We start from the raw sequence: 13,686 nt of genomic DNA on the forward strand, positions 1-13,686 counted from the left end.
TCGTTCATGACCCTCCAGGAACCCGGGACGACCGCGGACCCGGTCCCGCTCATGGGTTGCCCGTACAAGGCCGACCCTTACCCGCTCTACGAGCGGATGCGTGAGGCGGGCCCGGTGCACCCGGTCCTGTTCCCCAGCGGTGTGCAGGCATGGCTCGTCACCGGCTACGCCGCCGCCCACGCCGCCCTGAACGACGACCGCCTCGGCAAGAACCACGACCGCGGCAACGACCGCTGGCGCGCCCGCGCCTCGATCATGCCGGAACCCCAGCACTCCCAGCTCCAGGTCCACCTTCTTCACCAGGACCCGCCGCAGCACACGCGCATGCGCCGCTTCGTGACGGAGGCGTTCACACCCCGCCGGATCGAAGAGCTACGACCCCGCTTCCAAGAGCTCGCCGACGCTCTCGTCGACGCGCTCCCCGAGGCCGGCCCCACCGACCTCGTGCCGGGATTCGCCGCCCGCCTCCCCTTCCAGGTCCTCGCCGAAGTCATCGGCCTCCCAGAGCACTTGGCGACCCGCTTCGACCGCGACTGGGGGAAGGTCGTCCAGCCGGTCGGCCCCACCGACCCCGGACGCCCGCTGTACGAGGCCCGTCTGCACGGCCTGCAGAGCTACATAGCCGAGGTGGTGACCCACAAGCGCGAGCACGGGCAGGACGACCTGCTCGGCCGCCTGGTCATCGCCCGCGACCGGAGCGACCTGTCCCAGGAGGAACTGGACTCGATGATCTTCCAGCTCCTGGTCGCCGGCCAGGAGCCCGTCACCAACCAGATCACCACCGCTCTCATCGCTCTCTTCCGCCACCCGGACCAGCTCGCCCGCCTGCGCGCCCAGCCGTCCCTCCTGCCTCGCGCGGTCGAGGAACTCCTCCGCTACGACAGTGCCTTCGAACTGACCACCTGGCGCTTCTTCGACCAGGACGACGACCTGCACGGCACGGCTGTCCCGGCCGGCGACTCGGTGATCGTCTCCCTGTGTGCCGCCAACCGCGACCCACGGCGTTTCGACAACCCGGACACCCTCGACCTCGGCCGGTCACCGAACCCCCACCTCGCCTTCGGCCACGGCATCCACTTCTGCCCGGGTGCCGCCCTCGCCCGCGCCGAACTCCAGATCGCCCTCGGCACCCTCCTCACCCGCCTGTCCGGCCTGCACCTCGCCATCGACGACGGGGACATCGAGTGGACGCCGGCCGTCCTCGGCCGCGGAACCCACCACCTGCCCGTCGGTTACGACCGGCGCCTTTGACCCCTGCCTCCGGGTGAGCGGGTCAGGTCGTCGTACCGCCTGACCCGACGCCCCGGGCCGACCCCACCCACCGGACGGCGCCCGGCACCTTTGCCGGCGCGCCGCACCGCCATGCCCGCACGCCTCCCGGAGGAACGACATGCCGTCGACGACCACGCCGGACGCTCTCACCGTCGCCACGGGCACCGCGATCGTGAACCTGCTCCTGCCTCATCACCGCACGGCCGGCCCAGGCCACGCCGCCGCCGAGGCGTTCCCTCATCAGCTGCGCCGGATCACCGATTTCGTACGCGAAGGCGCTCCCGTCGTCTTCACGCTGCCCGCCTTCCCCTGCAAGTCCCCCAATCCCGCGAAGGTCCTCGGCCACCTCCCCGACATGGGTGAGCGACTCTCGCTCACCTTCCTCGACGCCCTGTGCAGGGACGTCGAGCGCATCCATCCGCCCGGCGCCCGCATGGTCATCTGCTCCGACGGCCACGTCTTCGGCGACCTCATCGGCGTCACCGACGGGCACATCGACGCCTACGCCGACGAACTGCGCCTGCTCATAAGCCGGCTGGGCCTCACGAGATTGTCGGTGTTCGACCTGCGCGACGTTCTGGGCCATCTCCCGCCCCAGGAGCGACGCGCCCACGTCGACGAGCACCACACCCCAACCCTGGAGGCCCTGCGGGCCGAGATCGGCGCCGACGGCCACGCGCTGGCGCTGTATCGCGGGATCACCCGCTTCCTAGTCGAGGACACCGCCGACCACCCGGGAACCCGCTCGGCGCTGCAACGTGCCTGCCGACGGCGGGCGTACGGCGTCATCAGGCGCAGCCGCGCCTGGGGCGATCTCGTCGCCGACCACCACCCCCACTCGGTGCGCCTGTCCATCCACCCGCAGCCCGTCGGCGCCCCCAAGTTCGGCATCCGTCTCCTCGAAGCTCCCGACGCCTGGACCACCCCGTGGCACTCGGCGGCCCTGCGTCGCACCGACGGCACCTGGACCCTCCTGCCCAGTGCCACCGGAGAGCAGCAGGGGCGGCTGATCCATCACGAGGGCAGACCCAGTCACTTCGAACAGGTCCTGGGCGCGTGAGCGCGCCGCCGGCGAGCGAGGACGGCCGGGGAGACCCGGGGAGTGCGAGCGCGGGCGACGGAGCGCGCCCCGGGGCCCGGTCCGTCCTGGACCGGTCACCCGGGGCGCGTGCGTGTGTGACGGCGGTGGGTCAGCCGTGGAAGGTGACGTAGCCGTTGCGGTCGGGGTCGGAGCCCGACTTGGTGTACGAGTGGACGTCCGCCTTGCTGCCGGAGGACTTGACCAGGTTGATGGTGTCCTTGTCGTTGTTCCAGATGAAGTTGCAGTTCTGGCGGTAGACGACGTTCTTGGTGTCCGAGTCGGTGCCGTGGCCGCCGCGCAGCTTCACGTAGTCGCCCGGCTGGAGGTAGTGATTGGCCGGGAAGGTGAAGTGGTTCCCGACGGCGTCCTTGACGACGTAACCCTTGAGGTTGACGGTCGTGCTGGACGAGTAGTTCTTGATGGTCAGGTACTCGTCCTTGCTGTTGCCGGTGGAGCAGCTGTTGGAGTCGCTGCCGGGCGCGTCGTACTGGACGCCCTTGATCTTCAGCGCGGACGAGTACTCGGTGGCCTGGGCCGGAACGGCGGCAGCGGCGACGACGAGCGTGCCCGCAGCTGCCGCGGCAGCCAGAGCGTGACGTATGTACACGAGGATTCCCCCCTCGGTGGTGCGAATGGAGCGTCAGGAGCATAACCGACCGGTGATCGGTGAGTGACGAGATGGTGGGGGAAATGTGAAGACGGGGCTGACGTGCACGCTCCGGTTCATCGGCATGGCCCGAGGGCGCCGGTGCCGAGGCCCGGCCGCTCGTCAGCCGGCTGCGCTGCCGTATCCGCAGAGCCAGGCGAGGCCATGGTGGAGCCCGCGGACGTAGTCCATGGCGCCGGGCAGGTCGCCGGTGTCCTCCAACCGGACGGTCACCGCGTCGAGTTCGGCGGTGAGCACCGTGAGATCGGGAACGCCCTCGACCGTCCGGGCGGTGACCGGGGAACCGGCCGACCGCCCCAACGCCCATTCGTACGCGGTCGCCTCCCCGGCACGGAACTGGGGCGACCCGGCTCCCTGCCCGCCCGTGAGCTTGTTGAGGGCGGCCTCGACCTCGGAACAGGGGCGCACTCCGACCCTCTCCGATGCGCTGCCGCTCTCGTCCTCTCCGCCGGCCATGGACCATGAGTACCACCATGGGCGCACGGCAACCGGGTAGGCCGTGCGGCGAGTTCGGGGGCTGTGCGGACGGGTCAGGCGCAGGCGCGGAGGAAGTCGACGAGCGCCGCGTTCACCTCGTCCGGCCGTTCCTGCTGCGTCCAGTGTCCGCAGCCTGCCAGTTCGATGGGCCTGCGGTGCAGGTTGGGCATCCGGGCGGGGAGGCTCTCGATGAACTCGGGCGTACCCGGGAACGACGGTACGGGGTCGCGGTCGCCGTAGATGTACAGGGCGGGAGGGGTGACGACGGCGCCGTCCCACGGCGCGGTCAGTTCCCAGTTGCGGTCGAGGTTGCGGTACCAGTTGAGGGCGCCGGTGAAGCCGTCGGAGAAACTCTCGGTGAGTGCGTCGAGATCCTCCTCGGTGAACCAGTCGGGCAGCTCCTCGGGGTACGGCATGGCCGCGAGCCACCCCTCGTCGGCGTCGACCAGCGGCTGCTTGGTGTCGCCGGGAGCGTCACCGGAGGCCGAGTGGAAGAGCTTGCGCAGGGCGGTGCGCGGGTCCTTCGCGAACTCGGCGTCGGCAACCCCGGGGCGGTTGAAGTAGTTCCAGTAGAAGCGCCCGCCGAACTTCTTGTCCATGGTCACCAGCGGCGGCTCGGCTCCCCGGGAAGGAGGCGGCACGCTCAGCCCGGCCACCCCGCGCACGATGTCCGGCCGCAGCAGCGCGGTGTGCCAGGCGACCGGCGCGCCCCAGTCGTGTCCGACGACGAACGCCTTCTCCTCGCCCAGGGCGTGGATCAGACCGACGACGTCGCCAACCAGGTGCAGGATGGTGTACGCGTCGACGTCGTCGGGATGGTCGGTGAGTCCGTAGCCCCGCTGGTCGGGGGCGACGACACGAAAGCCCGCGTCGGCGAGCGGGGCGAATTGGTGCCGCCAGGAATGCCATGACTCGGGGAAGCCGTGCAGAAGCACCACCAGAGGGCCGTCGCCCTGCTCGGCGATGTGCATACGGATCCCGTTCACGTCGACCGTTCGATGCTGGATCATGTGCATGAGCGTACGGGTTGCGCCCTTCCGGCGGCGGTCGTGGTCCCGGCCCCGGGGCCGGGGGAGTGACGGTGCGGGACGTCGCGGGCCGCTCGGACCTTCGCGGCCGCACAGGGCCGGACTTCACCCGGACCGCACTGAAGGACGAGACCGGCGGACCGAGGCGGAGGCCGCGCGCACCGGGCACGGACGCGGCACAGGACTGGCACCGCTGTCGCCGGGCCCATTCGACGACCGCCACGGCATTCACCCCACCGATTCCTCGGCGCATGGGCACCATGGGACGGGAGAGAAGGGAGCAGCGATGACTGAGCGCATGGTCGCGGTGGACGGCATCGAACTGTGCACCGAGTCCTTCGGCGACCCGTCGGATCCGCCCGTCCTGCTCATCATGGGCACCGGGGCTTCGATGCTCTGGTGGGACGAGGGTTTCTGCCGGACGCTCGCCGAGGGCGGACGGTTCGTGATCCGTTACGACCACCGCGACACCGGCCGGTCGACGACCTACGAGCCGGGCCGCCCCGGGTACACCGGCGCGGACCTCGTCGGGGACGCCGTCCGCGTGCTCGACGCCCACGAGCTCCAGGCCGCGCACGTCGTGGGCGTCTCGGCGGGAGGGGCGCTCGCGCAGCTGCTCGCGCTCGATCACGCGGAGTCGGTGCTCTCGCTCGTCCTGATCAGCACGTCCTCCGCCGTGCCCGGCGACCGCGGACTGCCCTCGCCGACCGAGGAGTTCATGCGGTTCGTCTCGGCCGCACACGTCGACTGGTCGGACGGCGAATCGGTGATCGAGCATCAGGTGGCCTACGCGCGCGTACTCGCGGGCGGGCGACGCCCCTTCGACGAGGCCGCCGCCCGTGCCCTTGTCCGTCGCGACGTCGAGCGGGCGCACGATTTCGCGGCGGTCCGCAATCATGACTCTCTTCCGGACGGCGACCTCTCGCATGCGTCCTTGTCCTCGATCGCGGTGCCCACGCTGGTGATTCACGGCACCGCCGATCCGATGTTCCCGCTGCGGCACGGTCAGGCACTGGCCGAACAGATCTCAGGGGCAAGGCTGCTGACGCTGGAGGACGCCGGACACGGGGTCGAGCGTGCCGACCGGCAGACGATCGCCGCGGCCGTTCTCGAACACACCTCCGCGGGCACCGCCGACTAGTACGGAGTCAGGCACCGTTCCCATGGTCGGCCGATGGTGCCGGTTCGCGCCGAGCGGTGTCCTGCTCGGCGTCGAGCTGGTGGTCGGCCCAGACGTAACTCTCGGGGAGCAGGTCGACGATGGAGACGCTTCGCACGCGGTCTCCCCCGCCGACGATGACCTTGACGGCGGGGAAGTAGTCGAGAAGGACCTGACGGCACCGGCCGCACGGGGGCACGACGCCGCGGTCGCGATCGCCCACGGCCACGATCGTGTCCAGCTCGTAGACGCCCTGGGAGGCTGCGGCGCCGATGAGGACCAGTTCGGCGCAAGGCCCTCCGGTGAAGTGGTAGGCGTTCACCGCCGTGACGATCCGGCCGTCCCGGGCGCGGCCCGCGGCCGCCATGGTGTGGTTGTCGCCCCGGCAGCGGGTGCGAGCGACGTGGGCCGCGGCCTGGATGAGTTCGTGGTCGACGGGGTCGGTCTGCATGGTCGTCTTCTCCGCCTTCTCGAGGTGTCGGGCGACGGCGAGCCGAGCCGAGCGGCGAAGGAGCGCACGGGGTTGCCGGTTCCCTCAGGTGCCCGTTGTGAGGGATCGAGCTGCTTCGTCGCTTGCGGTGGGCGTGGCCGATGCCGTTCGGCGCCGATTTATGTGGGTGGTGAGCCGGGCGCGCGAAGGCGCCCGTTCATGCCGTGGGCCGGGGGAGCGCGCTCCAGCCGTTCTCCAGGAGGTCGAAGGCGCGGGTGATCGCCTGACGGGGGTCGTCGTGGGCGGCCGCCGCGCGAGGGGCTTCGAGAGCGAAGTGGGCCAGGGCGGTGCAGGCCGGGTCGCCGTCGGCGAGACCGCTCTCCTCGGCGATGACCTGGGCGAGCGCCGCGGTGTGGCGCAGCCACATGTTCTGGGAGTAGTCGCGCAGCGCGGGGGTGCCGGCCACCAGGTCGGTGAAGGCGGCGAAGCGGGGGTCGTTGTCGGCGGTGGCCAGCCGCATGGTCAGGGCGTGTTCGCGCAGCGCGGCGGGGACGGACCGGCCCTCGGGTCGCTCGCGGACGGCGGCGAGCAGACGCGCCTCCTGGTCGGCGTCCTCGTCGAAGACGAGGGCTTCCTTGACCGGGAAGTGCTTGAACAGCGTGGTGGTGGACACGTCGGCGGCGTCCGCGATCTCACGGATGCCGACCTCGTCGTATCCGCGTTCCAGGAACAGGCGCAGAGCGGCGTCGGCGATGGCCTTGCGGGTGGCGGCCTTCTTGCGCTCACGGCGCCCCATCGGCGGGGGAAGGGCACCTGCCGCGGTGTCGTTCGTGGTGCTGGGCATACCGGCACTCTATCTCTTGGGTTGCTCAACTTCAAAAGGTGAGTCGTTGCACTTGTTGAGTTGATGTGCTTTTCTGAAGCGACGGCCGTGAGGCGCTGCCCGGCCCCGTCCCTCCTCCTGTCGGCCCGCGCGCCGAGGCCCCGCCCGGCGAAGTGGCCGCCACGGCCCGCTGATCCACCCACCCCACCGGCGCGACAGTCACCGCACTGCCGCACGGAACGAACGGAGCACACCCTGATGAACACCGATCCCGCACCCCGCGTGGCCGTCATCGGCGCCGGTCCCGGCGGCCTGACCTGCGCCCGCATCCTGCAGCGGCACGGCATCGCCGTGACCGTCCACGACCGTGATCCCGGCCCCGACGCCCGCGATCAGGGCGGCACCCTCGACCTGCACGCCGACAACGGCCAGGTCGCCCTGCGCGAGGCCGGGCTCCTGGAGGATTTCTTTCGACTGGCCCGCCCCGAGGGGCAGGAGATGCGTCAGATGGGCCCGGCCGGGACGGTCCTCTTCCACCATGTCCCCGAGGAAGGTGAGCGGTTCAAGCCGGAGCTCGACCGCGGACGGCTGCGCGACCTGCTGCTCCACTCGCTTCAGCCCGGCACCGTCCGCTGGGGTCACACCCTGCGGAGCGTCAGCGGCCCCGCCGAAGGCCCCCGGCAACTGCACTTCACCGACGGCACCACCGTCGGAGCCGACCTCGTGGTCGGCGCCGACGGCGCCTGGTCGAAGGTCCGCCGCGCCCTCTCGCCGGCCACGCCCCAGTACAGCGGCGTGAGCTTCCTGGAAGCCTGGTTCCACGACGTCGACAAGCGGCACCCCCACATCGCCGAACTGGTCGGCCAGGGCAGCGCCGCGGCGGCCGACGGCGACCGCGGCCTGTTCGCCCAGCGCAACAGCGGCGACCACATCCGCGTCTACCTCATCCAGCGAGTCCCGGCCGACTGGATCAGCGCCGCCGGCTTTGATCCCCTGGACACCGACGGCATCCGCGCCCTCCTCCTGGCGCGCTACCGCGACTGGTCACCCCACCTGCGCCGGCTGATCACCGACAACGACGGCCCCTACGTCGACCGCCCGATCCTCGCCCTGCCCGTCCCGCACACCTGGGAGCACAACCCCACCGTGACCCTGCTCGGCGACGCCGCCCACCTCATGCCCCCGCTCGGCGTCGGCGTCAACCTGGCCATGCTGGACGCCTGTGAACTCGCCCTCGCTCTCGCACACCACGACACCGTCGACGACGCGGTCCACGCCTACGAGAAGACGATGCTTCCCCGCTCCACGAGGACGGCAGAGCTCCTCGACGGTGCCGCCGATGACCTGCTGTCCACCGACCTGCCCGACTTCGCCGCGGAAGGCGGCCGCTGACCCTCCATCAGCCTGTCCTCGGTGCCCCGCCACACGTCGGCACAAACTCCAGAAGTGTCGGCGCACATGCTGTCCTCATTGGTTGATCCGCCAGGCATACGCGAACTTTCTATGAGATTCTGCGTGGCAGATGCAAGATGTGAAGTGTTCCGGGGCGCGGAGGTCACCGCCCCGACCGGCCACGAGGCGAGGTCAGCATGGTCATGCGCACTTTCGACGGCGGCGCCGGCGACGTCGACCACAACGCCATCGGCTCCACGTACGCCGCGTACCGCCGCCCCGACGAACGCATCGCCCAGGTGATCGCCGAAGCCCTGGGCGATGCCCGTACCGTCCTCAACGTCGGCGCCGGCACCGGCTCGTACGAGACCGCCGCGCACGTGATCACCGCCGTCGAACCCTCGCCGGCCATGCGGGTCCGGCGCCCCGCCGGCCTCGCCACGGCCATCGACGCCGTCGCCGAGGACCTCCCCTTCTCCGACGGGCAGTTCGACGCGGCCATGACCCTCTTCAGCGTCCACCAGTGGTCCGACGCCGAAGCCGGACTGCGCGAGATGCGACGTGTGACCCGCGGCCCCGTCGTCGTCCTGACCTGCGATCCGGCGCGCGTACGCGACTTCTGGCTCTACGAGTACGCCCCCGACGTCCTGGAGACCGAAGCCCGCCGCTACCCGCCGCTCGACCGGCTCGCCGCAGCACTCGGCGGCACGACCACCCTCCGGTCGGTGCCCGTCCCGCTGGACTGCACCGACGGTTTCAACGAGGCGTACTACGGCCGCCCCGAACTCCTCCTGGACCCCGCGGCCCGCCAGGCCTGCTCGGCCTGGAGCTTCGTCGACGACCGGGCCCGCCAGGCCTTCGACGCCTCCCTGCGCCGTGCCCTGGGCTCGGGCGCCTGGGACGAGGCCTTCGGTCACCTCCGCGGCCGGCCGAGCTACGACGGTTCGCTCGTACTCCTGCGCGCCACCCCATGATCACGGCACAGACGCATTCCGCGGAGAGGGGCACAGCGTGGACCCGTTCGCACGCCGCAAGATGATCGCCCAGGTGCAGGTCGAACAGCAGCGACTACTGCCGGAGCACGAGGAAGCCACGCGGACGACCATCGAGATGCTCCGCACCAGCACCGGCCACGACGACGCCGGACTGGTCCCGTGCCTGAATCTCGCCTACTTGCTCGGCGTCAAGAACACCTACGGCGACGACAGATTGATGGCCCTGGCCCTGTCGGTGGCCAACTGGGCGACCACAGCCGTCAACGACCTCGCGCGCCACACCGGCCGCAGCCCGCAACAGATCATCGACCAGTACGAGACCGACATCATCGCCGACCGCGAAGACCTCGCCTGACGGCACGGAGGAGGGACGAGGCCGAGAGGCCGATCATGCGGCCAGGCGGCGGATCGCGACCACGGCTGCGTCGTCGTCGAGGTGGCCGTGGACGTGGGCGAGCAGGTCGTCCTGGAGGTGGCGCAGAAGATCTTCGGGATCCTTCTCGCACCACTTGGGCAGTCGTTCGGCGAACGGGTAGAAGGCCCCGTCGGCATTGCGAGCCTCGATGACTCCGTCGGTGTAGAGGAGCAACAGGTCGCCGACTTCGAACGGAAAGGTCTCGACGTCGTAGTCGTCGGGGTCGCAGAGCCCGCCCAAACCGATCGGCAGGTGGCTCGCCCGGGCCGCGACCGTGGTGACGCTCCGGCCGCGGAGCAGGAGCGGCGGCGGATGACCGCAGGAGATGAGGTGCACGACCGCTTCGTGGTCGGGGACGTCCAGCAGGGTCGCGGTGGCGAAGTCCTCGTCGGTGTCCTGCTCGGTCTCGCCGCGCCACTGGCCGGCGTCCCAGCGGAAGGCCGCGTCGAGGTGGACGGCGAGGCGGGGGAGGGTGGCCTGCCGATGAGCGGCCGCGCGAAAGGCCCCCAGGAGCAGGGCGGCGTTGTCGACCGCGCCCAGACCGCTGCCGCGGACGTCACCGATGAGGAGCCGGGTGCTGCCATGGGCGGTCCGGGCGGCCGCGTACAGGTCCCCGCCGAGATCGGCTTCCTCCTCGGCCGGGAGATACCGGGCGGCGATCCGCAGCGGGCCACTGCGTGCGGGCAGCGGCTGCAACAGGACGCTCTGGGCGACTTCGGCCACCGACCGCACCCGGTGCAACTGCCGTTCGCGCCGCCTGCGCACCAGGGAGAAGGCGACGCAGAGAACGGAGATGACGATCAGGGCGGCGATCTGGGCCATGACGTTGGCCGTGGACAGGACCCCTCGCACGGCACCGATCAGCACTTGGGCCCCCACCGCGAGAGCTCCCATGAGGGCCGTCATGCGAGCGCCGGCGAAGGCCACCGTGATAGCAGGGGCCGCCACGAGCAGAGGACCGAGGTGGATGTGCGACGGGGCCAGGATGTCGATCACACAGACCGCGACGATCAGGCCCAGCGGGATGACCACCAGCTCGGGCGCGTGTCCCGGCCGCCAGGACTGCCGGAGCTCCGTCCACGGTCGAAGAGCCATGCATCAAGCCTTGCACTTGCCTCCGCGTGCGGCCTTCCGCCACTCCGTCGCCGTGGGCTTCGGCTGTGTCGTGCGCAAGCGCTCCGTACGGCCGGAACGGCCCGGATCTCTGAGCGGGGTGCAGCGTTCTGATCCGCCGTTCAGCCGAACGGTCACACGTGGTGCGCCTGCGTGCACGGTCGATCGCGGAGGGTTGGACCCGCTGTCTCATCACGCGCAGGACGCGTCGGAGAACGCAGGGGACGCGAGGCAGACGGCGGTGCGGGCACCGACACCGACGACGGTGGTGCCGGCCCCGACGTCTGCGAGGGCCACGCTCCGTCCACTTCGACCGCTCACAGATCCCGGGCCTCAGGAGCGGCTCTCTCCAGATCGGCGATGCTGCCCGACATGATCGTCCGCACGTGCTCGGTGATGTGCTCGGCCGGCCAGTCCCACCAGGCCACCGCCAGGAGCCGGGCGACGTCCCGCTCGTCGTAGCGGGTGCGGATGAGGCGGGCCGGGTTCCCGCCGACGATGCCGTAGTCCGGTACGTCGCCGGTCACGACGGCACCCGAGGCGATAATCGCCCCGTGCCCGATCCGCACGCCGGGCATGACCGTCGTCCCGTGGCCGAACCAGACGTCGTTGCCGACGACGGTGTCCCCGCGGTTCGGCAGGCCCGTGAGGAGGTCGAAGTGGTCGGCCCACGAACCGCCCATGGTGGGGAACGGGAAGGTCGACGGGCCGTCCATGCGGTGATTGGCGCCGTTCATGAGGAACCGCACGCCCGTGCCCAGCGCACAGAACTTGCCGATGACCAGCTTCTCCGGCCCGTAGTGGTACAGCACATTGCGCGTCTCGAACGCCGTCGGGTCCTCCGGGTCGTCGTAGTAGGAGTACTCCCCGACCTCGATCAGCGGAGACGTCACCAACGGCTTGAGAAGCACCACCCGCGGCTGCTCGGGCATCGGATGGAGCACTGTCGGGTCGGCGGGGACGGGCATGACGAGGGACTCCTCCTGGGGACCGGGCAGTGACTGCTCCATGATCGTGACGCAGACCCGACCGCGACACCCATTTACCACCCGGACGTGCGAGGACAATGCGGCCGCGTTCCGGGCCTTCCACCGGCTGCGCCGTACGCCGTGGCCGAGCGCGCCCACACCCGCGCGCGTCAAGGGCGAGGCCGTCGAGGATGCGAGCGGCCAACTCCGGTTCAGAACAGGTACGTTCACCACTTGCCGTGTCACGGCGTGCTCGCGTGGACGCCCCGTTGACACCCTGCGCCCCACGTGTTTGCATCCCGCCATGCCGCTGTCGGAGCCTTTGACCCGCCGCCGTGCCGTGGACCTCGTCCGCGTTGCCGCCGCGCTGTGTCGCACGACCGGCTGATCGCGCTCCTCCTGACGCCTTCGCCATTCGCCCTGCCGAGCAGGCCAGTTGTGCAGCGGGTCCCATCGACGTAGGCCCCTGCCCTGGTCGCGCGCCAGGCGCCCGTCGTGTTCTTTCACCCCTCATGCCGAGGACCCACCATGCCTTCTCCCACCCCCGCAGGTCACCGCTACGAAACCGACTACGACCGCCGCCGGCTGCGTCAGTGGCTCGCCGGTGAGGCCAGAGCAGACGGCGTCACCCGTCGGCGGCTGCTCACCCTGCTGGCCGCCACGGCCGCCGGGACCGCGCTGGGCGGCACACGCTCCGTCCACGCCGCCGACGGGCCGATCGTCAAGCTCTTGCCGCCCGAGTGGTTCATCGCGCGGGGCACCAACGCCGAGACCCGCTGGGAGGCGCTGCGCGGAACCGGCCACCACACCCCCAACGAGCTGTTCTTCGTGCGCAACCACACCGCCACGCCCGTCCTGGACGCCGACGACTGGCGGCTGCGGCTGTGGGGGAGCGGACTGCGGGGCTCCCCCGGCGAGGACCGGCCGGTGGAGTTCGGCTACGACGATCTGCGGGCCCTGCCGGCCGTCACCCGTACCGCCTTCGTCGAGTGCGCCGGGAACGGCCGCTCCTACTACACGACACAACAGAGCGAGACGGTCACCGGCACGGCCTGGACGCTGGGGGCGATCGGTGTCGCACGCTGGCGCGGTGCGCGCCTGTCCGACGTGCTGCGCAGGGCCGGGCTCTCCCCGTACGCCGTGGACGTGCAGCCGCGCGGCCTGGACGCCGATTACGTGAGCGGAGGCGAGAGCCTGGGGCGGGTGCGCCGACCGCTGCCGCTGGCCAAGGCGCTGGACGACGTACTGCTCGCGTACGAGATGAACGGCGAGCCGCTGCCGTACGACCACGGGTATCCGGTGCGGGTGTTGGTGCCCTCGTGGGTGGGCATCGCGTCCATCAAGTGGGTCGGCGACATCGAGGTGTCGGCGCAGCCGCTCTACTCGCCGTGGAACACGACCTTCTACCGGCTCTACGGCTCCGCCTACCCGGAGGGCGGCAGCGCTCCGCTCACCCGGCAGACGACGAAGAGCGCCTTCGAGCTGGCGAGCGGGGCCACGTTCGCGGCGCGGCGGCGGCACGTGGTGCACGGGCGGTCGTGGTCGGGTGCCGGCGCTGTCGCCCGGGTCGACGTCAGCACCGACGGCGGGGCCAACTGGCGGCCCGCCCGGCTGCACGACCGACCCCGAGCCGGCACCTGGACCCGCTGGTCGGTCAGTTGGCAGCCCGACGCACCGGGCGCCACCCAACTGCTGGCCCGCGCCACGGACACAGCCGGCCGAACTCAACCGGATGCGGCCGTGCCCAACACACAGGGCTACCTGTTCGACGCGGTGGTGCGGCATCCGGTGAGTGTGGTGTGAGCGACGGCAGCCCGGTGTGAGCGACGACGGTCCGGGGTGACGGCGTCCAGGGTGTTCCTTCCG

General features: G+C 70.9%; 14 protein-coding genes. 7 read left to right on the forward strand and 7 right to left on the reverse strand.

The genetic code is table 11. From position 1 onward, the window contains the following. The first annotated feature begins 6 nt into the window (after positions 1-6). Positions 7-1,251: a cytochrome P450 family protein gene (locus tag ABEB03_RS20870; protein WP_345651209.1), complete on the forward strand. Its 1,245-nt coding sequence runs from the start codon at positions 7-9 to the stop codon at positions 1,249-1,251. A gap of 139 nt (positions 1,252-1,390) precedes the next feature. Continuing rightward, on the forward strand, positions 1,391-2,332 hold the full coding sequence (locus ABEB03_RS20875; RefSeq protein WP_345651212.1) for an isocyanide synthase family protein: 942 nt from the start codon (positions 1,391-1,393) through the stop codon (positions 2,330-2,332). Between the two features lie 130 nt (positions 2,333-2,462). On the opposite strand, the gene ABEB03_RS20880 is transcribed toward ABEB03_RS20875, so the two are convergent. The 3 genes from ABEB03_RS20880 to ABEB03_RS20890 form a co-directional block, all read right to left on the reverse strand. Then, positions 2,463-2,960, reverse strand: a complete 498-nt coding sequence (locus ABEB03_RS20880) for a lamin tail domain-containing protein (RefSeq protein ID WP_345651215.1) — start codon at positions 2,958-2,960, stop codon at positions 2,463-2,465. Between the two features lie 162 nt (positions 2,961-3,122). Then, the gene (locus ABEB03_RS20885; RefSeq protein ID WP_345651218.1) at positions 3,123-3,476 is read right to left on the reverse strand and encodes a hypothetical protein; all 354 of its coding nucleotides are present in this window, start codon (positions 3,474-3,476) and stop codon (positions 3,123-3,125) included. Positions 3,477-3,550: 74 nt separating this feature from the next. Further along, entirely contained in the window at positions 3,551-4,507 is a 957-nt protein-coding gene (locus ABEB03_RS20890; protein WP_345651221.1) for an alpha/beta fold hydrolase, read from the reverse strand. A gap of 304 nt (positions 4,508-4,811) precedes the next feature. Between ABEB03_RS20890 and ABEB03_RS20895 the strand changes: the two genes are divergently transcribed. Next, positions 4,812-5,666 (forward strand): alpha/beta fold hydrolase, encoded by an 855-nt coding sequence (locus ABEB03_RS20895; RefSeq protein ID WP_345651224.1) that lies wholly within the window; start codon positions 4,812-4,814, stop codon positions 5,664-5,666. A 7-nt stretch (positions 5,667-5,673) separates the two neighbouring features. Here the strand turns inward: ABEB03_RS20895 and ABEB03_RS20900 are convergent, their stop codons facing one another. Beyond that, positions 5,674-6,135 (reverse strand): cytidine/deoxycytidylate deaminase family protein, encoded by a 462-nt coding sequence (locus tag ABEB03_RS20900; RefSeq protein WP_345651227.1) that lies wholly within the window; start codon positions 6,133-6,135, stop codon positions 5,674-5,676. A 196-nt stretch (positions 6,136-6,331) separates the two neighbouring features. After that, entirely contained in the window at positions 6,332-6,958 is a 627-nt protein-coding gene (locus ABEB03_RS20905; RefSeq protein WP_345651230.1) for a TetR/AcrR family transcriptional regulator, read from the reverse strand. A 237-nt stretch (positions 6,959-7,195) separates the two neighbouring features. On the opposite strand from ABEB03_RS20905, the gene ABEB03_RS20910 reads away from it, so the two are divergent. The 3 genes from ABEB03_RS20910 (at position 7,196) to ABEB03_RS20920 (ending at position 9,679) form a co-directional block, all read left to right on the forward strand. Beyond that, the gene (locus ABEB03_RS20910; RefSeq protein WP_345651235.1) at positions 7,196-8,329 is read left to right on the forward strand and encodes an FAD-dependent oxidoreductase; all 1,134 of its coding nucleotides are present in this window, start codon (positions 7,196-7,198) and stop codon (positions 8,327-8,329) included. A gap of 203 nt (positions 8,330-8,532) precedes the next feature. Next, positions 8,533-9,303: a class I SAM-dependent methyltransferase gene (locus ABEB03_RS20915; RefSeq protein ID WP_345651238.1), complete on the forward strand. Its 771-nt coding sequence runs from the start codon at positions 8,533-8,535 to the stop codon at positions 9,301-9,303. A 37-nt stretch (positions 9,304-9,340) separates the two neighbouring features. Further along, positions 9,341-9,679: a hypothetical protein gene (locus tag ABEB03_RS20920; protein WP_345651241.1), complete on the forward strand. Its 339-nt coding sequence runs from the start codon at positions 9,341-9,343 to the stop codon at positions 9,677-9,679. Between the two features lie 33 nt (positions 9,680-9,712). On the opposite strand, the gene ABEB03_RS20925 is transcribed toward ABEB03_RS20920, so the two are convergent. Both ABEB03_RS20925 and ABEB03_RS20930 read right to left on the reverse strand, forming a co-directional pair. Further along, on the reverse strand, positions 9,713-10,834 hold the full coding sequence (locus ABEB03_RS20925) for a PP2C family protein-serine/threonine phosphatase (protein WP_345651244.1): 1,122 nt from the start codon (positions 10,832-10,834) through the stop codon (positions 9,713-9,715). Between the two features lie 335 nt (positions 10,835-11,169). Further along, positions 11,170-11,820, reverse strand: coding sequence for a CatB-related O-acetyltransferase (locus tag ABEB03_RS20930; protein WP_345652653.1), 651 nt, complete (start codon positions 11,818-11,820; stop codon positions 11,170-11,172). A gap of 528 nt (positions 11,821-12,348) precedes the next feature. On the opposite strand from ABEB03_RS20930, the gene ABEB03_RS20935 reads away from it, so the two are divergent. Next, positions 12,349-13,623, forward strand: a complete 1,275-nt coding sequence (locus ABEB03_RS20935; RefSeq protein ID WP_345651249.1) for a sulfite oxidase — start codon at positions 12,349-12,351, stop codon at positions 13,621-13,623. Positions 13,624-13,686: the final 63 nt, after the last annotated feature.

Source organism: Streptomyces siamensis, assembly GCF_039543605.1.
Lineage (GTDB): Bacteria > Actinomycetota > Actinomycetes > Streptomycetales > Streptomycetaceae > Streptomyces > Streptomyces siamensis.

Excerpts from the sequence above, each read along its gene's own strand:
- ABEB03_RS20870 (WP_345651209.1), top strand. The coding sequence starts at position 7 with ATGACCCTCCAGGAACCCGGGACGACCGCGGACCCGGTCCCGCTCATG.
- ABEB03_RS20875 (WP_345651212.1), top strand. The coding sequence starts at position 1,391 with ATGCCGTCGACGACCACGCCGGACGCTCTCACCGTCGCCACGGGCACC.
- ABEB03_RS20885 (WP_345651218.1), bottom strand. The coding sequence starts at position 3,476 with ATGGCCGGCGGAGAGGACGAGAGCGGCAGCGCATCGGAGAGGGTCGGA.
- ABEB03_RS20890 (WP_345651221.1), bottom strand. The coding sequence starts at position 4,507 with ATGATCCAGCATCGAACGGTCGACGTGAACGGGATCCGTATGCACATC.
- ABEB03_RS20895 (WP_345651224.1), top strand. The coding sequence starts at position 4,812 with ATGACTGAGCGCATGGTCGCGGTGGACGGCATCGAACTGTGCACCGAG.
- ABEB03_RS20900 (WP_345651227.1), bottom strand. The coding sequence starts at position 6,135 with ATGCAGACCGACCCCGTCGACCACGAACTCATCCAGGCCGCGGCCCAC.
- ABEB03_RS20905 (WP_345651230.1), bottom strand. The coding sequence starts at position 6,958 with ATGCCCAGCACCACGAACGACACCGCGGCAGGTGCCCTTCCCCCGCCG.
- ABEB03_RS20910 (WP_345651235.1), top strand. The coding sequence starts at position 7,196 with ATGAACACCGATCCCGCACCCCGCGTGGCCGTCATCGGCGCCGGTCCC.
- ABEB03_RS20915 (WP_345651238.1), top strand. The coding sequence starts at position 8,533 with ATGCGCACTTTCGACGGCGGCGCCGGCGACGTCGACCACAACGCCATC.
- ABEB03_RS20925 (WP_345651244.1), bottom strand. The coding sequence starts at position 10,834 with ATGGCTCTTCGACCGTGGACGGAGCTCCGGCAGTCCTGGCGGCCGGGA.
- ABEB03_RS20930 (WP_345652653.1), bottom strand. The coding sequence starts at position 11,820 with ATGCCCGTCCCCGCCGACCCGACAGTGCTCCATCCGATGCCCGAGCAG.
- ABEB03_RS20935 (WP_345651249.1), top strand. The coding sequence starts at position 12,349 with ATGCCTTCTCCCACCCCCGCAGGTCACCGCTACGAAACCGACTACGAC.